At 69.1% G+C, this 19682-nt stretch carries 18 protein-coding genes; 14 read left to right on the top strand and 4 right to left on the bottom strand.

Translation table 11 applies throughout. The features are described from left to right. Window positions 1–11: 11 nt before the first annotated feature. Window positions 12–164: a hypothetical protein gene (locus M7D61_RS05255; RefSeq protein ID WP_298228298.1), complete on the bottom strand. Its 153-nt coding sequence runs from the start codon at window positions 162–164 to the stop codon at window positions 12–14. On the opposite strand from M7D61_RS05255, the gene thrS reads away from it, so the two are divergent. From thrS to M7D61_RS05205, 10 genes are all read left to right on the top strand, one after another. Continuing rightward, on the top strand, window positions 157–2127 hold the full coding sequence (thrS, locus tag M7D61_RS05250) for a threonine--tRNA ligase (RefSeq protein ID WP_298228296.1): 1971 nt from the start codon (window positions 157–159) through the stop codon (window positions 2125–2127). The two genes, M7D61_RS05255 and thrS, sit on opposite strands and share 8 nt — an antisense overlap. Then, window positions 2115–2651 (top strand): HIT domain-containing protein, encoded by a 537-nt coding sequence (locus tag M7D61_RS05245; protein WP_298228294.1) that lies wholly within the window; start codon window positions 2115–2117, stop codon window positions 2649–2651. Before thrS ends, M7D61_RS05245 begins: the two co-directional genes overlap by 13 nt. A 34-nt stretch (window positions 2652–2685) precedes the next feature. After that, window positions 2686–3441 (top strand): YebC/PmpR family DNA-binding transcriptional regulator, encoded by a 756-nt coding sequence (locus M7D61_RS05240; protein WP_298228292.1) that lies wholly within the window; start codon window positions 2686–2688, stop codon window positions 3439–3441. A gap of 4 nt (window positions 3442–3445) precedes the next feature. Continuing rightward, entirely contained in the window at window positions 3446–4000 is a 555-nt protein-coding gene (locus M7D61_RS05235; protein WP_298228290.1) for a crossover junction endodeoxyribonuclease RuvC, read from the top strand. 65 nt (window positions 4001–4065) lie between these two features. After that, window positions 4066–4716, top strand: coding sequence for a Holliday junction branch migration protein RuvA (ruvA, locus tag M7D61_RS05230; protein WP_298228288.1), 651 nt, complete (start codon window positions 4066–4068; stop codon window positions 4714–4716). After that, a complete protein-coding gene (ruvB, locus tag M7D61_RS05225) occupies window positions 4713–5768 on the top strand; it encodes a Holliday junction branch migration DNA helicase RuvB (protein WP_298228286.1) in 1056 nt (351 codons plus the stop codon). The genes ruvA and ruvB overlap by 4 nt, the downstream gene beginning before the upstream one ends. Before the next feature lie 84 nt (window positions 5769–5852). Next, a complete protein-coding gene (gene yajC, locus M7D61_RS05220) occupies window positions 5853–6299 on the top strand; it encodes a preprotein translocase subunit YajC (protein ID WP_298228284.1) in 447 nt (148 codons plus the stop codon). Between the two features lie 8 nt (window positions 6300–6307). Further along, window positions 6308–8071 carry a protein translocase subunit SecD gene (secD, locus tag M7D61_RS05215; protein WP_298228282.1) on the top strand — a complete coding sequence of 588 codons (1764 nt, stop codon included), beginning with the start codon at window positions 6308–6310 and terminating at the stop codon, window positions 8069–8071. After that, window positions 8071–9087, top strand: a complete 1017-nt coding sequence (secF, locus tag M7D61_RS05210; protein WP_298228280.1) for a protein translocase subunit SecF — start codon at window positions 8071–8073, stop codon at window positions 9085–9087. Before secD ends, secF begins: the two co-directional genes overlap by 1 nt. 18 nt (window positions 9088–9105) lie before the next feature. Beyond that, window positions 9106–11358 carry a bifunctional (p)ppGpp synthetase/guanosine-3',5'-bis(diphosphate) 3'-pyrophosphohydrolase gene (locus tag M7D61_RS05205; RefSeq protein ID WP_298228278.1) on the top strand — a complete coding sequence of 751 codons (2253 nt, stop codon included), beginning with the start codon at window positions 9106–9108 and terminating at the stop codon, window positions 11356–11358. Window positions 11359–11486: 128 nt separating this feature from the next. Here M7D61_RS05205 and M7D61_RS05200 read toward each other — a convergent pair whose 3' ends face one another. The 3 genes from M7D61_RS05200 to M7D61_RS05190 all read right to left on the bottom strand — a co-directional run bounded on the left by M7D61_RS05200 (window position 11487) and on the right by M7D61_RS05190 (window position 14263). Next, window positions 11487–12047: a hypothetical protein gene (locus M7D61_RS05200; protein WP_298228276.1), complete on the bottom strand. Its 561-nt coding sequence runs from the start codon at window positions 12045–12047 to the stop codon at window positions 11487–11489. A gap of 61 nt (window positions 12048–12108) precedes the next feature. Further along, window positions 12109–13338, bottom strand: a complete 1230-nt coding sequence (locus tag M7D61_RS05195) for a DUF349 domain-containing protein (RefSeq protein WP_298228274.1) — start codon at window positions 13336–13338, stop codon at window positions 12109–12111. An 88-nt stretch (window positions 13339–13426) separates the two neighbouring features. Further along, window positions 13427–14263: a peptidylprolyl isomerase gene (locus M7D61_RS05190; RefSeq protein ID WP_298228273.1), complete on the bottom strand. Its 837-nt coding sequence runs from the start codon at window positions 14261–14263 to the stop codon at window positions 13427–13429. Window positions 14264–14446: 183 nt separating this feature from the next. Between M7D61_RS05190 and M7D61_RS05185 the strand changes: the two genes are divergently transcribed. The 4 genes from M7D61_RS05185 to alaS form a co-directional block, all read left to right on the top strand. Continuing rightward, complete coding sequence (locus tag M7D61_RS05185) at window positions 14447–15769, top strand: replication-associated recombination protein A (RefSeq protein WP_298228271.1); 1323 nt, start codon at window positions 14447–14449, stop codon at window positions 15767–15769. Between the two features lie 337 nt (window positions 15770–16106). Further along, window positions 16107–16736, top strand: coding sequence for a 30S ribosomal protein S4 (rpsD, locus tag M7D61_RS05180; protein WP_298228434.1), 630 nt, complete (start codon window positions 16107–16109; stop codon window positions 16734–16736). 190 nt (window positions 16737–16926) lie between these two features. Then, complete coding sequence (locus M7D61_RS05175) at window positions 16927–17112, top strand: hypothetical protein (RefSeq protein ID WP_298228269.1); 186 nt, start codon at window positions 16927–16929, stop codon at window positions 17110–17112. A 17-nt stretch (window positions 17113–17129) separates the two neighbouring features. Then, the coding region (alaS, locus tag M7D61_RS05170) for an alanine--tRNA ligase (RefSeq protein WP_298228267.1) at window positions 17130–19682 on the top strand (2553 nt) is incomplete at its 3' end.

The raw sequence follows: 19682 nt of genomic DNA, 5'->3' as shown, positions 1-19682 counted from the left end.
CCAGCGCCGTGTCACGCTGACGTGCCCGTCACTGCGACGGCGGTCTGAGCGTTGCCCGCCGTCACCGTGACCGAGCCGCGATAGCCGCCCTTCTTCGACGGGGCCGTGACGGCGACGACGACCAGCGTCTTCGGCACCGCTCGGTAGGCTGGTTCGGTGACCACCGGCTCCGATCTCTTCTCCGACCCCCGCGTCGTCGCCATCCGCGTCAACGGCGAGTTGAAGGACCTTTCGAGCGAGGTTGCAACCACGGATTCCGTCGAGGCCATCGACATCGATTCGCCCGACGGCCTCAGCATCCTGCGCCATTCCGCGGCCCACGTCGCCGCCCAGGCGGTGCAGTCGATCAACCCGGAGGCGAAGCTCGGAATCGGCCCGCCCATCGTCGACGGCTTCTACTACGACTTCCAGCTCGCGAATCCGCTGACCTCCGAGGACCTCAAGACCGTCGAGAAGAAGATGCTCGAGATCGTCAACCGCGGTCAGCGCTTCGTGCGCCGCGTGGTCACCGACGACGAGGCCCGCGCCGAGATGGCGGACGAGCCGTTCAAGCTCGAGCTCATCGGCATCAAGGGCCACGCCGGCGGCGCGGAGAACGAGAGCGTCGAGGTCGGCGCGGGCGAGCTCAGCATCTACGACAACGTCGACCCGAAGACGGGCGAGACGGTGTGGAAGGACCTCTGCCGCGGCCCACATCTGCCGACCACCAAGCTCATCGGCAACGGTTTCGCCCTGACGCGCGTCGCGGGCGCGTACTGGCGCGGCAGCGAGAAGAACCCGCAGCTCCAGCGCATCTACGGCACCGCCTGGCCGAGCAAGGACGAGCTGCGCGCCTACCAGGAGCGCCTCGCCGAGGCCGCCCGCCGCGATCATCGCAAGCTCGGCAAGGACCTCGACCTGTTCTCGTTCCCCGACGAGATCGGCTCCGGCCTCTCGGTGTGGCATCCGAAGGGCGGCATCGTCCGCGGCGAGATGGAGCAGCACGCCCGCCGCAAGCACCTCGCGAACGGCTACAGCTACGTCTACACGCCGCACATCACCAAGGCCGACCTGTTCATCACGTCGAACCACCTCGTCACCTACGCGGACGGCATGTGGCCGCCGATCCGCCAGGACGAGGAGCGCGATGCCGAGGGCAACATCACCAAGCAGGGCGTCGACTACTACCTCAAGCCGATGAACTGCCCGATGCACATCCTCATCTACCGCGAGCGGCCGCGCTCCTATCGCGACCTGCCGATGAGGCTCTGGGAGAACGGCACCGTCTACCGCAACGAGCTCTCCGGGGCGCTGCACGGCCTCACCCGGGTGCGCGGCTTCACGCAGGACGACTCGCACCTCTTCGTCGCCCCCGACCAGCTCGAGCATGAGGCCGGCAAAGTGCTCGAGTTCGTCATCTCGCTGCTGCAGGACTTCGGTCTCACCGAGTTCGAGCTCGAGCTCTCGATGAAGGACGACGAGAAGACCAAGTGGATCGGCTCGGACGAGCACTGGGAGCAGGCGACGGATGCGCTGCGCCGGGTCGCGAAGGCCTCCGGTCTCAAGCTCACCGAAATCCCGGGCGAGGCCGCGTTCTACGGCCCCAAGATCGACCTCAAGACCAAGGACGCGCTCGGCCGCACCTGGCAGCTCTCGACCGTGCAGATCGACTTCAACCTGCCGGAGCGCTTCGACCTCGAGTTCACCGACCACGACGGCACCGCCAAGCGGCCGATCATGATCCACCGGGCGCTCTTCGGCTCCATCGAGCGCTTCTTCGCGATCCTGCTCGAGCACTACGCCGGGGCGTTCCCGGCCTGGCTGTCGCCGGTGCAGGTCGTCGGCATCCCCGTCGCCGAGGAGTACGCCGACTACCTCGGCGGCGTCGTCGCGCGGCTCGCGGCGGACGGCGTGCGCGCAGAGGTCGACCGCAGCGACGACCGGATGCAGAAGAAGATCCGCACCTGGGCGACGCAGAAGGTGCCGTTCCAGCTCATCGCCGGCGAGGAGGACCGCTCCAACCAGGCCGTGAGCTTCCGGTTCCGCGACGGCAGCCAGCTCAACGGCGTGCCCGTCGACGAGGCGATCGCGCGCATCCTCAAGGCCATCCGCGAGCACGAGCTGGTCGACACGGCATGGCTGAGCTGAGCGACGCGGCGCACTTCGCCGGGGTTCCCGACGAGTTCCAGCGGCTGTGGACGCCGCACCGCATGGTCTACGTCGGGCAGGGCCAGACGCAGCCCGGTGAGACCGACTGCCCGTTCTGCGCAGCGCCGGGGCGCAGCGACGAGGAGTCCCTCATCGTCCACCGCGGCCGCACCGCGTACGCGCTGCTCAACCTCTACCCCTACAACAGCGGCCATCTGCTCGTCTGCCCCTACCGGCATGTGTCGCTCTACGACGAGGCGACCGAGGCCGAGACGGCCGAGATCGCCGCGATCACCCAGCAGGCCATGCGCGCGGTGCGCGTCGCCGCGAACTGCGACGGCTTCAACATCGGGATGAACCAGGGTGCCGTCGCCGGGGCGGGCATCGCTTCGCACCTGCACCAGCACGTCGTGCCGCGCTGGGCGGGCGACGCGAATTTCCTTCCGATCGTCGCGAGGACGAAGGCGCTGCCGCAGCTGCTGGGGGAGATGCGCGAGGCGATCGCCGCCGCCTGGCCCGCTTAAGATGTTCTGAAGCCATCCCCAGTACAGGAGATTCATGTCCGGGCATTCCAAGTGGGCGACGACCAAGCACAAGAAGGCCGTCATCGACCAGCGCCGCGCCAAGTCGTTCGCGAAGCTCATCAAGAACATCGAGGTCGCGGCCAAGCTCGGCGGCGCCGACCTCGCCGGCAACCCGACTCTCTACGACGCGGTCCAGAAGGCGAAGAAGACCTCCGTCCCGAACGACAACATCGATCGCGCCATCAAGCGCGGCGCCGGCATCTCGGGTGAATCCGTCGACTACGCCTCGATCGTGTACGAGGGCTACGCCCACGGCGGCGTCGCCCTCCTCATCGAGTGCCTCACCGACAACAAGAATCGGGCGGCGGCCGAGGTGCGCACCGCGCTGAGCCGCAGCGGCGGCACGCTCGCCGACCCGGGCTCGGTGGCCTACAACTTCACGCGCAAGGGCGTCATCGTCGTCAGCGAAGGCCCCAGCGAGGACGACATCCTCGCCGCGGTCCTCGACACCGGGGCCGAAGAGGTCGAGGCGATCCCCGACGGATTCCAGGTCATCACCGAACCGAGCGACCTCGTCGCCACCCGCAGCGCCCTCCAGAGCGCCGGCTTCGACTACGAGTCGGCCGACGTCGAGTTCGTGGCCGCGGTGAAGGTCGACGCCGACGCCGAGACGGCGCGCAAGGTCTTCCGGCTCATCGACGCCCTCGAGGACAGCGACGACGTGCAGAACGTCTACACCAATCTCGACCTCAGCCCCGAGGTCCAGGCCGAGCTCGAAGAGGACGAGTAGGCCGATGGCCGTGCGCGTGCTGGGGATCGACCCCGGCCTCACGCGCTGCGGCATCGGCGTCGTCGAACTCGGAACGCCGAACTTCGTGCGCTTCGGCGTCGCCCGCACCACGGCCCGCACGCCGCACGGCGACCGGCTGGTGAGCATCGCGCGCACGGTCTTCGATGCGATCGACGAGTACCGGCCCGATGTCATCGGCCTCGAGCGCCTCTTCGCCCAGCACAATGTCAACACCGTCATGGGCGTGGCCCAGATCTCCGGACTCGTCATCCACGAGGCGGCGAAGCGGGGGATTCCGCTTGAGCTCGTCACCCCGACGGAGGTCAAGGCCGCGGTCACGGGCTACGGCGCCGCCGACAAGCGGCAGGTCACCACGATGGTCACCCGGCTGCTCGCGCTCGAGGTGGCGCCCACCCCGGCGGATGCGGCCGACGCGCTCGCCATCGCCATCGCGGTCGGGCGTCGGCAGGGTCGCCGCGTCGCCGTGGCCGACGAGGAGGCGCTCACTCCGGCGCAGCGGGCATGGCTGGCCGCCGAGCGCTCCGCGCGCACCAAGTAGAACTTCTGTTCGAACATCGCATGTCGCTGCCGTTTCGCCCGCCCCATCGCACCTAGCGTGAGGTCATGATCTCCTCGCTGCGCGGCACCGTGCTCCGCGTCGCCGGCTCGATGCTCGTGATCGAGGTCGCGGGCGTCGGCTATGCCGTCGCGGTCACGCCGGCGCACGCCCTCTCACTGCGCGTCGGCGACGAGGCGCTCGTGCACACTTCGCTCATCGTCCGCGAGGACTCGCTGAGCTTCTTCGGCTTCGCCGACATCGATCGGCTCGAGGTGTTCGAGCTGCTGCTCGGCGTCAACGGCGTCGGCCCGAAGTCGGCGCTCGGCGTGCTCGCCGAGCTCACCCCCGACCAGATCGCCCTGGCGGTGCAGGCCGACGACGACAGCGCGTTCCGCAAGGTGAGCGGCATCGGGCCCAAGACGGCCAAGCTCATCGTCGTGTCGCTCGCCGGTAGGCTCCGATCCGTCGCGCCGACCGGCGCAGGGGCTCCGACAGGCGCAGCCGGCGGGACGCGGGGTTCCGTGGCGGACGACGTCCGCATCGCCCTCGTCGGCCTCGGCTGGCCGGAGAAGACCGCTGCGGACGCCGTCGCCGAGGTCCTAGCCGAGCTCGGCGACGCTGCAGCCGAGGCATCCGGCGCGAGCGTTCCCGCGCTGCTCCGCCGCGCCCTCGCCATCCTCGGCCCTGCCGCTTCGGCCCCGGCGGCGGCGCGATGAGCGACGAGCTCGACATGGGGCTCGCGGAGCCGAGCGGGCGCGATGAGGCGGAACTCGCCTTCGAGGGCGCCCTCCGGCCGAGGTCGCTCGCCGAGTTCGTGGGCCAGCAGAAGGTGCGCGGTCAGCTCCAGCTTCTGCTCACCGCCGCACGGATCCAGGAGCGCACCGCCGACCACATCCTGCTCGCGGGGCCGCCGGGTCTGGGCAAGACGACTCTCGCGATGATCGTCGCCAACGAGAGCGGGCGGCCGCTGCGCCTCTCGAGCGGCCCCGCGATCCAGCACGCCGGCGACCTCGCCGCCGTTCTCTCGTCACTGCAGCCCGGCGAGGTGCTCTTCATCGACGAGATCCACCGCATGGCCCGCTCCGCCGAGGAGATGCTCTACCTCGCCATGGAGGATTTCCGCATCGACATCATGGTCGGCAAGGGGGCAGGGGCTGCCAGTATCCCCCTCGACCTCGCACCGTTCACCCTCGTCGGCGCGACGACCCGCTCCGGACTGCTGCCGAACCCGCTGCGCGACCGCTTCGGTTTCACCGCCCACCTCGAGTTCTACTCCGACGGCGAGCTCGAGGAGGTCATCCGCCGCGCCGCCGAGCTGCTCGGCCTCGACGTGGCGTCAGAAGCCCTCGCCGAGATCGCGAGCCGCAGTCGCGGCACGCCGCGCATCGCCAATCGCCTGCTGCGCCGGGTGCGCGACTACGCGCTCGTCCACGGCTCGACGGGCTCGGCGATCGGTGTCGTCGGCGTGGATGCCGTGCGCGCCGCGCTCGAGCTCTACGACGTCGACCCCCTCGGCCTCGACCGGCTCGACCGCGCGGTGATGCAGATCATCCTCGAGCGCTTCGACGGCGGTCCGGTGGGTCTCAGCACGCTCGCAGTATCCGTCGGCGAAGAGGCCGAGACGATCGAGTCCGTCGTCGAGCCGTTCCTCGTGCGCATCGGGTTGATCTCGCGCACGCCCCGCGGGCGGGTGGCGACCCCTGCGGCCTGGCGCCACTTCGGCCTGCGGCCGGGCAGCGCGTCCCAGGAGCGGCTCGTCACCGAGTAACCTATACTCGCTGCCGGGGCTTCAGTCCCGCTTCCCGAGCCGTGAGGTGCCCACCCCCTCACCCCCGAAAGGACCGAAACCCCCATGGGCCTTGCCCTGCTCTCGCATCTGCTGCTCGACACCCCGTCTCCGACATCGACGCCGACGACGGCCGGCAGCAGCAGCGTCCCCTGGCTCAACTACGTGATGATCGCGGTCATCATCGTCATCGTCCTCTTCATGTGGCGCAACAGCCGCCGCCGCCGTAATCAGGTGGCCGAGCAGCAGTCGCAGTTCCTTCCCGGTGCCGAGGTGATGACCAACTTCGGCCTCTTCGGCACGATCCGGTCGATCGACGAGGAGACGAACAAGGTCGTCCTGGAGACCGGCCCGGGCACGACCGTCACGGTACACCGCCAGGTCATCACGCGCCTCGTCGAACAGCCCGCCGCGAACGAGCACCACGAGGAGCTCCCGCCGACGGAGACCCCGGAGGGCCAGCCGCTCTATGGCGAGCGGATCGAAGACGAGCCCAAGACCGACACCAAGTAGGCAACCGCGTGGCAAAGACGCCAACGCCGACCCGTCAGGCGTCGCGTTCCCTGATCTGGCTGGCGGTGCTCGTCGCCGTCCTCGTCGCCGCCCTCGGCGGCGGTGTCCTCTGGGGTGGTGCGAGCTGGATGCCGAAGCTCGGCCTCGACCTGCAGGGCGGCACCGAGGTCATCCTCACCCCGCAGCTCCAGACCGGGCAGCAGATCACCTCGAACGAACTCGCACAGGCCGTGACGATCATCCGCAACCGCGTCGACGCGTCCGGCGTCTCGGAAGCGCAGGTGTCGACGCAGGGCTCGCAGAACATCGTCATCGACATCCCCGGCACCCTCGACGACGCGACCAAGCAGCGCATCCAGGCTTCGTCCAAGATGGAGATCAGACCGGTGCTGCTCGAGACGGCCGCCGCCGCCGAGTACGTCGGCGCCGACGGCAAGGCCACACCGTGCCCAACCCCGGCCGGACAGCCGTACGCCGCCTGCCCGACGCCGACCTCGCCGCTCAACAGCATCCCGTCGACGAGTCCGACGAACAATTCGGACCTCTCCTACGTCACGGCGGCGCTCGGCAACGCGTACGAGAACTTCGACTGCAACTCGCTCGCCGCCGGCACGACGAACGTAGCTCCCGCCGACAAGCCGCTCATCACCTGTGACGACACGCTCACCCAGAAGTACCTGCTCGGCCCTGTCGAGGTCGACGGAACGGCCATCACCGATGCATCAGCCCAGCTCGGCACGAGTTCGCAGGGCGTCAGCACCGGCGCCTGGGTCGTCAGCGTCACCCTCAACGATGCGGGCGCCACAAAATTCAACGCGATGAGCACCCGGCTCTACGGCTACTACGCGGCGAGCTCGACCGACCCTCGCGCGCAGTTCGCCTTCGTCCTCGACGGCAAGGTGCTCGAGGCGCCGGCGATGATCGGACAGATCACCGGCAACACGTCGCAGATCACCGGCAACTTCACCCAGTCGAGCGCGCAGACGCTCGCCAACCAGCTCAAGTTCGGCGCGCTGCCGGTGAGCTTCAAGGTGCAGACCTCGGCAACCATCTCGGCGACGCTCGGCTCGCAGCAACTCCTCTCCGGTCTCATCGCCGGCGCCATCGGCCTGCTGCTCGTCTTCATCTACACGCTCATCCAGTACCGGGTGCTCGGCTTCGTCACGATCGCCTCGCTCATCATCTCGGCGGCACTGACCTGGGAGGCGATCTCGCTGCTGTCGTGGCAGATCGACTACCGGCTCTCGCTCGCCGGCGTCACGGGCCTCATCGTCGCCATCGGCTTCACCGCCGACTCGTTCATCGTCTACTTCGAGCGCATCAGGGATGAATTGCGCGACGGACGCCCGCTGAGTTCGGCCGTCGAAGCAGGCTGGAAGCGCGCGCAGCGAACCATCTACGCCGCGAAGACGACCAACCTGCTCGCCGCGATCGTGCTCTACTTCCTCGCCGTGGGCAACGTGCAGGGCTTCGCGTTCACGCTCGGACTCACCACGATCATCGACATCATCATCGTCATCCTCTTCACGCACCCGATGCTGCAGCTCGCCGCCCGAACCTCCTTCTTCGCCGACGGGCACCCGCTCTCCGGGCTCGACCCCGAGGGCCTCGGCGCGCTGTACCGCGGCGCCGGACAGTTCCGGCCAGCACCGACTGTTCCCGTCGCGAAGACGGCGTCGAGCGCACGCGAGGCGGCGCGCCGCCAGACGATCGCCGAGCGCAAGGCCGCCCAGGCGCACCAGACCGATTCGAACGACGGAGGCGACGACTGATGGCCCAGACCCGCTTCCAGCGCTTCGGCAACGACCTCTACAGCGGCAAGCGCACGATCAACTTCGTCGGCGGGCGCAAGGTCTACCTGACGATCTCGGCAGTGCTGATGATCCTCTGCATCCTCGTCCTCGTCTTCAAGGGCGTGAACTGGGGCATCGATTTCCGGGGAGGCACCCAGTTCCAGGTGCCGAACAGCGCGACGACGAACCAGTCGATCGCGCTGGATGCGGTGCGCAGTGTCGACGCGAACGCTGTCGTTCAGGTCACCATCGTCAACGGCAACGGAGTACGCGTCACGACGGACGCCCTCCCCGACGCCGAGCTCAAGACCGTCACCGACAAGCTCGCCGCGGGCTACCAGGTCGACTCGACGACGATCACGTCCTCCCTCATCGGCCCGAGCTGGGGCGCAGACATCAGCCGCCAGGCGCTCACCGGCCTCGGCGTCTTCCTCGCCTTGGCCTTCGTGGGTATGGCGCTGTATTTCCGCACCTGGAAGATGTCGATCTCGGCGATCGTGACGCTCTTCCATGACCTGCTCTTCACCGCGGGCGTCTACGCGCTCGTCGGTTTCGAGGTGACCCCGGCCACCGTCATCGGCTTCCTCACGATCCTCGCCTACTCGCTGTACGACACCGTCGTGGTGTTCGACAAGATCCGCGAGAACACCCGCGAGGACCAGGGCGGTCAGAAACGCATCTTCGGGGAGTCCGTCAACCTCGCCGTCAACCAGACTCTGGTGCGCTCGATCAACACGGCCGTCGTCGCGGCGCTGCCCGTCGGAGGCATCCTCTTCATCGGCGCGCTCGTGCTCGGAGCCTCGACGCTGCAGGACATCTCGCTGTCGCTCTTCATCGGCATCCTCATCGGCACGTACTCGACGATTTTCGTCGCCGCGCCGCTCTACTCGTGGATGCGCGAGGGCGAACCCAAGATCGTCAAGCACGACAAGCGCGTCCTGGGGCTGCGCGCGAAGGCACCGCTCGAGACCGACGGCGCCGCGGCCGCGCGATAATCGGTACAGGAGGCGGCCATGGTTGATCTTGCATCGAACCAGACCGCTTCGCTGCGCCGCCTCGTGCCGCGCCTGTTCTCCAGGGCGCAGGGCAGCGGTGCCCTCGACCGCCTGCTGAAGACGGTCCGCCAGAACCACCCCCGGGCGGATGTCCCGCTCGTCGAGCGTGCGTACCGGGTCGCCGAGCGCGCGCACAATGGGCAGACCCGCCGCAGCGGCGAGCCGTACATCACCCATCCGCTCGCGGTCGCGCAGATCCTCGCCGATCTCGGCATCGGCTCGAAGACGGTGGCCGCGGCGCTGCTCCACGACACCGTCGAGGACACCGAGTACACCCTCGAACAGCTCCGCAACGACTTCGGCGATGAGATCGCGATGCTCGTTGACGGCGTCACCAAGCTCGACAAGGTCAAGTACGGCGACAGCGCTCAAGCCGAGACGGTGCGCAAGATGATCGTCGCGATGTCGAAGGACATCCGGGTGCTCGTCATCAAGCTCGCCGACCGGCTGCACAACGCGCGCACCTGGGGCTTCGTGCCGAGCGCCAACGCGGAGCGCAAGGCCAAGGAGACCCTCGAGATCTACGCGCCGCTGGCGCACCGCCTCGGCATGCAGATGATCAAGGCCGAGCTCGAGGACCTCTCCTTCGCCGTGCTGCAGCCGAAGCTGTACGTCGAGATCGAGAACCTCGTCAGGCAGCGCTCGCCCGAGCGCGAGCGCATCGTGACCCAGGTCATCTCGGTCATCCAGGACGACCTGCACAGCGCGAAGATCCGCGGCTCTGTCGTCGGCCGGCCCAAGCAGTACTACTCGATCTACCAGAAGATGGTCGTGCGAGGCCGAGAGTTCGACGAGATCTACGACCTCGTCGGCATCCGCGTGCTCGTTACGACGGTGCGCGACTGCTACGCCGTCCTCGGCCAGATCCATGCGCGCTGGACGCCGATGCCGGGACGCTTCAAGGACTACATCGCGACCCCGAAGTACAACCTCTACCAGTCGCTGCACACCACGGTGATCGGGCCGGAGGGCCGGCCGGTCGAGATCCAGATCCGCACCGACGAGATGCACCAGCGCGCCGAGTTCGGCGTCGCCGCGCACTGGAAGTACAAGGAGCGCGTCGCGCGCGGCGCGGACGACAACGCGAAGCCCGTCGATACCGACCTCGCCTGGCTCGCGCACATCAGCGACTGGCAGTCCGAGACCGACGACCCGAGCGAGTTCCTCGACAACCTGCGATTCGAGATCGGCGCGAAAGAGGTCTACGTCTTCACGCCCAAGGGCAAGGTCATCGGCCTGCCCGAGGGCTCGACACCGGTGGATTTCGCCTATGCAGTGCACACCGAGGTCGGCCACCACACGATGGGCGCCAAGATCAACGGGCGGCTCGTGCCCTTGGAATCCACCCTCGCGACCGGCGACGTCGTCGAGGTCTTCACGTCGAAGAACCCCGACGCCGGCCCGAGCCAGGACTGGCTCAACTTCGTCAAGAGCCCTCGCGCGCGCAACAAGATCCGCCAGTGGTTCACCAAGGAGCGCCGCGACGAGGCGATCGAGCAGGGCAAGGATGCGATCGCCCGCGCGATGCGCAAGCAGAACCTGCCGCTCACCAAGCTCATGACGCAGGACTCGCTGCAGGACGTCGCGGCGGTTCTCAAGCTCGACGATGTCTCGTCGCTCTACGCCGCCGTGGGCGAAGGGCGGGTCTCGACGCAGTCCGTGCTGGAGAAGGTCGTCGCCCGCATGCAGGCCGACACCGAGGAACCGGTCACCGAGATCCCTGCCCGGGTCAAGGGCCGACAGGTCACCCGGGGGAGCGAGTCCGGGGTCCTCGTGCGCGGCGCGCCCGACATCCTCGTCAAACTCGCGAAGTGCTGCACGCCGGTTCCCGGCGACGAGATCGTGGGATTCATCACCCGCGGCTCCGGCGTCTCGGTGCACCAGGCGTCGTGCGTCAACGTGAAGTCGCTGATGACCGGCGAACCCGAGCGGATGATCGACGTCGAGTGGGCCGACACGTCGAAGGCGGTGTTCCTCGTGCAGATCCAGGTCGAGGCGCTCGACCGCTCCGGCCTGCTCAGCGACATCACCCGCGTGCTCTCGGAGCACCACGTCAACATCCTCTCGGCGACCGTGACGACCTCGAACGATCGGATCGCCTACAGCAGGTACCTCTTCGAGATGGGCGATGCCACGCACCTCGACCGTGTGCTCAACGCCGTCCGCCGCATCGATGCGGTGTACGACGTGTACCGGGTGTCTGCCAACTGACCGCGCCGCCGCTGCTGCGGCGCCGGCCTTCGGCGGCGGCTCTCGCGCGACGATCCACTGGATCGTCGCCGTTCAGCGATAGCCGTTCCGCGAACCGGCCAGCACGTCGCCGCGTCGCGGCAGGCTGGTCAGGTGCATGCCTCACGTTCAAGCGCGCGGAGGCGGGCTGCCGCGGTGCGGCTGCCGGGGTTGCGGGCGTCGAGGGCGACCCGACCGAGGGCTGCGGCCAGGGCCCGCGGACGCGCGTGCGCGGCATCCCGCATCGCGTCGTCGATCAATCCGGAAATCGGTTCCGGCTGGAAGGCGAGGTCGTAGAGCGTGCGCCAGAGGCTCGCGACGAGGATTCCGCCGAGTTCGGCGCATTCCTCGGGCAGGAGGCTCGTTTCGCGCACGGCGAGGCCCTGCATGTTCATGGCATAGGTCCGGTCGGTGCGGGTCATCGCCACCGTCGGCACGGACGGTTCGACGGCGAGGAAGCCGTGCACCCACAGCGCGCTGTCGCGCTCGGGGACGAGCTTCCCGGGCAGGCGCAGGCCCAGCGCCGCGGCACGGTGGTGCGCGGTCACCGGTTCGTCGGCACCGACGACGCCGGCACCGAGCGCGAACACCTCGCCGTCGAGGCGCAGGGCGCTGAGCTCGGCGATGGGCATGTCGCGGTGCGACAGGACGGGCGGGATGACGGACGACACGGGCTCATGATGCCGCGACGGCGCGGCGCGCCACGCAACCCTGTGGAGAAGGCAGGTCGGGCTACTTCAGCGCGTTGAGCCACGCCTTGCGGGCGTCGATCGCTTCCTGGGCGTCGGCCGCGGCCTTCGCGTCACCCGCCGACTTCGCCTCGGCGAGCTCGGTCTCGAGGCGCGCGATGGCGTCCTCGAGCTGCGCCGCGAGACCGGCGGAGCGCGCCTGCTTCTCGGGGTTGTTGCGCCGCCAGTGGTCTTCGTCGAGCTTGCGCACGGCGGCTTCGATCGTGCGCAGCCGGTCCTCGACGACGCGCACCTGCTCGCGAGGCACCCTGCCGATGGCGTCCCAGCGGCGCTGGATGTCGGAGAGCCTGCTCTTGGCGTGGGCGAGATCGGTGGCCGTGGCCAGCGGCTCGGCTTCGGCGAGCAGTGCGAGCTTCGCCTCGAGGTTCGCGCCGTACTCGACGCTCTCGGCAGCGGCGACGTCGGCCTTGGCGGCGTAGATCTGGTCGCCGATCGCCTTGAAGCGCGCCCAGAGGGTGTCGTCGTCACGCTTGCCGGCGCGGCCGGCAAGCTTCCACTCGTCGAGCAGGGTGCGGTAGGCGGGGATGGCGTCGGCACCCCTGGTGACGAGCGCCTCGGCCTTCTCGATGAGGGCGTGCTTGGCGGCGCGGGCGTCGCGGTGCACGGAATCCAGTTCGGCATAGAACGCCTTGCGGTGCTGCTCGATGGAGGTTCGCGCCGTGCGGAAACGCTTCCACAGCTCGTTCGCGGCGTCCTTCGGCAGCCGCGGGCCGGTCTGCTGGTGGGCCTGCCACTTCTGGAAGAGCGCGTCGAGCTCGGTCGTCACCTGCTTCCAGTTCGCCTTCGCCGGATCTTCGGCGGCGAGTTTCTCGGCGGAGACGACGATCGCCTCGCGTTCGGCGAGCGCGGCGCCGACGATCGCCTTCGCCTCGGCCGACTGCTGCTCGGTGAGCTCCTCGACGGAGCCGCCCAGCGTGTCGAGCCGGGTCAGAAGCGACGCGAAGTCGCCGACCGCGTTCGCGCCGTCGAGGTTCTTCTTCAACGAGACCACGGACTTCGCGACGTCGGCGGCCGGTGCGCCGCGCCGGGCGCGCTGCTCGAGCAGCGATACCTGGCCCGCGAGGTCGGCGAACTTGCGCTCGAAGTAGGCGAGGGCTTCTTCCGGCGAGGCGTCCGGATATTCGCCGACGACGCGCTCGCCATCGCCGTCTCGGACGTACACGGTTCCGTCTTCTGCGACACGGCCCCAGGGCCGCTGTTCAGGATTGGACAAAGCCCCACCTTGCTCGGGCGGCCGATGGCTCGGCCGATGCTGACACGGCGTTCAGCCTATTGCAGGGCCGGAAACGGGCGCGACCGGGCTACTTGATCGTTACCGAGGTGATCGTCGTCGCGACCTTCGGGGTGCCGTCGCCGGGGGCGGACGGGTTGGAATCCGTCTCGCCCTTGTCCACGACCTGGGTGACCAGGCCGGAGAGGCCGCTCGTCACCTTTCCGACCACGGTGTAGCCGCCGACGATGTCGGACGGGATCGTCGACTCCTGGTAGACGATGAAGAACTGGCTGCCGTTGCTGTAGCCGTTGTCGCTCTGCCGGGCCATCGCAATGACGCCGGTCGCGTAGACGTTGTCGGCCGGAGCGTTCTCGACCGGACCGTAGCTGTAGCCGGGACCGCCGCTGCCCGCGGTCGCGACGGTCCTGCCACCGCCGCACTGCAGCACGTAGATGCCCGAGGTCGTCAGACGGTGGCAGACCGTGCCGTCGTACCAGCCCGATCTGATGAGCGAGATGACCGCGGATGCCGCCTGCGGGGCGGCCTTGCCGTCGAGCTCGATGCCGAGCGCGATGGTCTTGTTGAGCGTCAGCGTGCCGGTCCAGGAGCGGTTCGCGGCGACGGTCTGGGCTGGGACGTTGCCCTGATTCCCGCCCGTGGCGCTGGGCGAGGCGCTCGACGCGGCCGGCGAGGGGGTGTTCGAAGCGCTGGAACTCGGCACCGGCTCGGGGGCGCCGGGACCGGCGCCGAAGTAGCCGAGCTGAGCTCCGACGGCGATGATCGCAGCAACGATGACGCCGAAACCGGCCGCGATGTTGTCGCGGCGACGACGGCGCAGTCTCGCCTGGTGCACGCCCTGGCGCGCCTGGTAGGCGCGGAGCCGCTCCCGCGCGACACGGGCTTCGCGGTCGGTCTTCTTGGCCACAGGAGTCCTTTCGAGTCCGGGGAAACCCTACTGAGTCGCGCTCTGCGCGCCCAAACCGCCGCGAAGTGCGCCGGATCGACGCTTCCCGCCGGTTTTAGCGTCGATCCGGCGCACTTCGGGTGGATGGCGAGCGGGCCCGGAGCGCCGGAGAGCAGCGTCGGCGCCCGAACGTAGGCTTGCGGCATGGCGGAGTCGCGGGTCGGGCTGATGAGCGGCCAGGTGCCGCTCGCCGTGCGCATGCGGCCTCGCACGATCGACGAGATCGCCGGGCAGAAGCACCTGCTGGCGGCGGGGTCGCCGCTCGTTGCGCTCGCGAGCGACGCCATCGGCGACCGCGGCAATGTCTCGGTCATCCTGTGGGGTCCGCCCGGCACCGGCAAGACGACGATCGCCCAGGTCATCGCGCGCTCTTCGGGGCGGCGCTTCGTCGAGCTGTCCGCGGTGTCGGCCGGCGTCAAGGACGTCCGGCAGGTGATGGACGAGGCGCAGTCCAACCGCGACCTCTATGGCATCTCGACCGTGCTCTTCCTGGACGAGATCCACCGCTTCAGCAAGGCCCAGCAGGACGCGCTCCTGCCCGGCGTCGAGAACGGCTGGGTCATCCTCGTCGCGGCGACGACGGAGAACCCGTCCTTCTCCGTCATTCCGCCGCTGCTGTCGCGCTCGCTGCTGCTCACCCTGGAAACCCTCTCGGACGACGACCTCGGCACCGTCATCGACCGTGCCGTCGCCGACGAGCGCGGTCTCGGCGGCCGGTTCGCTCTGGAACCCGCGGCGCGCTCGGCGATCATCCAGCTCGCCTCGGGCGACGCCCGGCGCGCGCTCACGGCCCTCGAGGCGGCATCCGTCGGCGCGGACGCCTCCCACACCGGCACCATCACCGCCGAGCTCGTCTCGCACGCCGTCGACCGCGCGCTGCTGCGCTACGACCGGCAGGGTGACGAGCACTACGACGTCATCAGCGCCTTCATCAAGTCGATGCGCGGCTCCGATGCCGACGCGGCGCTGCACTACCTCGCCCGCATGATCGAGGCAGGTGAGGATCCGCGCTTCATTGCCCGCCGGATGATCGTCCTCGCCGCCGAGGACATCGGGATGGCCGACCCCCGCGCGCTGCAGATGGCCGTGGCCGCCGCCGACGCGGTGCAGTACATCGGCATGCCCGAGGGGCGCATCCCGCTCGCCGAGGCCGTGGTCTACCTCGCGACCGCGCCGAAGTCGAACGCAGTGATCGTCGGGGTGGACTCCGCCCTGGCCGACGTCCGCGCCGGGAAGATGGGGCGCGTCCCCCCGCATCTGCGCGACGCCCACTACCCGGGTGCGAAGAAGCTCGGCCACGGCAAGGGGTACCAGTACGCGCACGACTCGGAGGCGGGCGTCGTCGAGCAGCAGTACCTGCCCGACGAGATCGCCGAGGCTTCGTACTACCGCCCCACCGAGCACGGCTTCGAGCGTGAGATCGCGTCGCGGTGGGAGCAGCTGAAGCGGATCATCCGGGGGAAGTAGGGGCAGTCGGCGCCTCGCTCAGCAGGTCGCCCCGCCCTTCGGGCTGACTTTCTCCGCGGCGCGGCACAGCAGGGATGCCCCGGCGGCGTGTCGGACCGGATCTCAGCCCGAGAGAACGCAGTCGGCATGCCATGCCGGGGACGCCGGAGCAGGGCGAGCTCTGATAGGCTCTATTGGTTTGGTGCGCGCCCTGTAGCCGGGTGCCCCGAGCAATCCCTCACTGAATTGATGTCGCTCGCCCTGCGGGCGACGAGATGACCGGCCCCGAAAGGCGGGGGCGGTCGGTGTGCGAATTCAGCGCACACGCTCCGTCGGGAGATCGAATTCAACGAAAGGAATCCGCGTGTCCTCACGTGCCCGCAGCAAGACCCGCGAGTCCAGAGCTCTCGGCATCGCACTCACCCCGAAGGCCGCCCGCTACCTCGAGAAGCGTCCGTACGCTCCCGGTGAGCACGGCCGCACCAAGCGCAAGAGCGACAGCGACTATGCCGTCCGCCTGCGCGAGAAGCAGCGCCTCCGCGCCCAGTACGGCATCCAGGAGAAGCAGCTGCGCATCGTCTTCAACGAGGCGCACCGCACCCAGGGCCTCACCGGTGAGAACCTCGTCGAGCTCCTCGAAATGCGTCTCGACGCCCTCGTGCTCCGCGCCGGCTTCGCCCGCACCACCTCGCAGGCGCGCCAGTTCGTCACTCACCGCCACATCCTCGTCGACGGCCAGATCGTCGACCGCCCGTCCTTCCGCGTGAAGCCGGGCCAGCTCATCCACGTCAAGGCCCGCTCCGAGGGCACCGAGCCGTTCCAGGTCGCGGCCGCCGGCGGTCACGTCGACGTGCTACCCAAGGTCCCGGCCTATCTCGAGGTCGAGCTGGACAAGCTTCAGGCGCGCCTGGTGCGCCGCCCGAAGCGAGCCGAAGTGCCGATCACGTGCGAGGTTCAGCTCGTCGTCGAGTACTACGCGGCTCGCTAGCGCTCAGAGCAACGGCCCGGTGGGCCGTTGCGCGCGCGAGCCGCCGCCGAAGGCGGAGGTAGCGTTCCGGACGGTCCGGTGGACCGCCCTGCCGCCGCCGATAGGCGGGTTGTGCACAAACCGTTAGCCTTGAGGGCGGGGTTCTTCGGAATCCCGCCCTCGTGCTCTCTACTCGATCGGAAGTGACGAAATGAAGAGTGTCCTCTGGCTGCTTGCCGGGGCCGTCGCCGGCTTCGCCGTCGCCCACCAGGTCAACAAGACCGAGCAGGGCCGGAAATTCTTCTCCGAACTCGACCAGAAGGCGCACGACTTCGGCGCCGCGGTCGCCGAGGGCTACTACGCGCGTGAGGCCGAGTTGCGCGGCAAGAGCGAGTAAGGGCGCGCCGCACCTTCATGCAGACCGCTGAAATCCACCGCCGCTATCTCGATTTCTTCGCAGCGCGCGGACACACCATCGTGCCGTCGGCGTCCCTCGTCAGCGATGACCCGTCGCTGCTCTTCACCGTCGCCGGCATGGTGCCGTTCATCCCGTACCTCACCGGCATCGAGCCGGCACCGTACCCGCGCGCGGCCGATGTGCAGAAGTGCATCCGCACCAACGACATCGACGAGGTCGGCAAGACCGCCCGGCACGGCACCTTCTTCCAGATGCTCGGCAATTGGTCGTTCGGCGACTATTTCAAGGCCGGCGCGATCGAATACGCCTGGGAGCTGCTCACCCAGCCGGAGAGCGATGGCGGGCTAGGCTTCCGGGAATCCGACCTCTGGGTCACCGTCTTCGAGGACGACGACGAGGCCATCGCGCTGTGGAAGCAGATCGCGGGATTGCCCGACGAGCGCATCCAGCGCTTCGGGCGCAGCGACAACTTCTGGTCCACCGGCCAGGCCGGCCCCGCCGGCCCCTGCTCGGAGATCTACTTCGACCGCGGCCCGAAGTACGGCCCGGACGGCGGACCCCAGGTCGACGACACCCGGTACCTCGAGATCTGGAACCTCGTGTTCATGCAGAACCTCATCGCCAACGTGAAGTCGAAGACCGAGTTCGACGTCGTCGGCGAGCTGCCGATGAAGAACATCGACACCGGAATGGGCCTCGAGCGCGTCGCCTTCATCAAGCAGGGCGTCGAGAACATGTACGAGATCGACCAGGTGCGCCCCGTGCTCGACCGCGCGGCCGCGATCGCCCGCAAGACCTATGGCGCCGGGCACGACGACGACGTGCGCCTGCGCGTCATCGCCGACCACGTGCGCTCCTCGCTCATGCTCATGGGCGATGGCGTCACGCCGTCGAACGACGGGCGCGGCTACGTGCTGCGCCGCCTGCTGCGCCGCACCGTGCGCGCACTGCGCCTCATGGGCGTCGACGGCGCGGTGTTCCCCGAACTCTTCGAGACCTCGCGCGACGCCATGAAGACGGCCTGGCCCGAGGTGGCGAGCGACTTCGCGCGCATCTCGAGCATCGCCTACGGCGAGGAGGAGGCGTTCCTGCGCACCCTCGCCGGAGGCACGACGATCCTCGACGTCGCCGTGGCGGAGTCGAAGGCATCCGGCGCCGCGGTGCTGGCCGGCGACACCGCCTTCCTGCTGCACGACACCTACGGATTCCCCATCGACCTCACCCTCGAGATCGCCGACGAAGCCGGGCTGTCGGTCGACCGCGCGGCGTTCGACTCGCTCATGCACGAGCAGCGCGCCCGCGCCAAGGCCGATGCCAAGGCGAAGAAGGGCCAACGCGCCGACCTCTCGGCGTACCGCCCGCTCCGGGCGCTCGGCGAGACCGTGTTCACCGGGTACACCGACCTCGACACCGAGTCGGAGGTGCTCGGCGTGCTCGTCGACGGCGCCGCCGTCCCCGTCGCACGCGAGGGCGACATCGCCGAGGTCATCCTGCGCGAGACCTCCCTCTACGCCGAGTCGGGCGGCCAGGATGCCGACCAGGGCACCATCGTCGGCCCGGGCTACGAGCTCGAGGTCCTCGATGTGCAGCGCCCGGTGAAGGGCCTCATCAGCCATACCGTGAAGGTGCTCGTCGGCGAGGTCGGCGCCGGCTACCGCGCGACGACGCTCGTCGACCGGCAGTACCGGCACGCCGCCGCCCAAGCCCACACCGCGACGCACCTCGTGCACGCGGGCCTCCGCCAGCTGCTCGGCCCGAACGCCCACCAGGCGGGCTCGTACAACAAGGCCGGGTACCTGCGCTTCGACTTCACGTGGAGCAGTCCGCTCTCCGCCCAGACGAAGAGCGAGCTCGAGGAGGTCGCCAATGCCGCGGTGCGCGACAACTTCGCCGTCGTCACCCACGAGATGCCCATCGACGAGGCGAAGGCGCTCGGCGCCATGTCGCTGTTCGGCGAGAAGTACGGCGACGTGGTGCGCATGGTCGAGATCGCCGGCCCCTGGTCGCGCGAGCTCTGCGGCGGCACACACGTCGTCTCGACGGCCGAAATCGGACTCATCAACCTCATCGGCGAGTCCTCCGTCGGCGCGACGAGCCGCCGCGTCGAATCCCTCGTCGGACTCGACGCGTTCCGCGACCTCGCCGCCGAGCGGGCGCTCGTCGCCGAGCTGACGAGCAGCCTCAAGACGCCGCGCGACCAGCTCGCCGAGCGGGTCGCCGCGCTCGCGGCCGAGCTCAAGGCCGCAGAGAAGAAGATCGCCGCCTATGAGTCGAAGTCCCTGCTCGAGAAGGTGCCGGCGCTCGTGGCGGCGGCCGCCCCCGCCGGCTCCGTGACGCTCATCGCGCAGACCGTCGGCACGGCGGCCTCGGGCGACGACCTGCGACAGGTGGCGCTCGCGGTGCGCGAGCGGCTCGGGTCGCAGGCATCCGTCGTCGCACTCACCGCCACCGTCGACGGCAAGCCCTCGGTCATCGTCGCCACCAGCGAGGCCGCCCGCGAAGCCGGCGCCAAGGCCGGCGTGCTCGTCCGCACCGCGTCCGCGGTGCTC

Origin of the sequence: Gryllotalpicola sp., assembly GCF_027352875.1 — a bacterium.
Taxonomy (GTDB): Bacteria; Actinomycetota; Actinomycetes; order Actinomycetales; family Microbacteriaceae; genus Gryllotalpicola.
The sequence above is the reverse complement of the archived record's forward strand: the minus strand, read 5'-3'. Positions and strand labels throughout refer to the sequence as shown.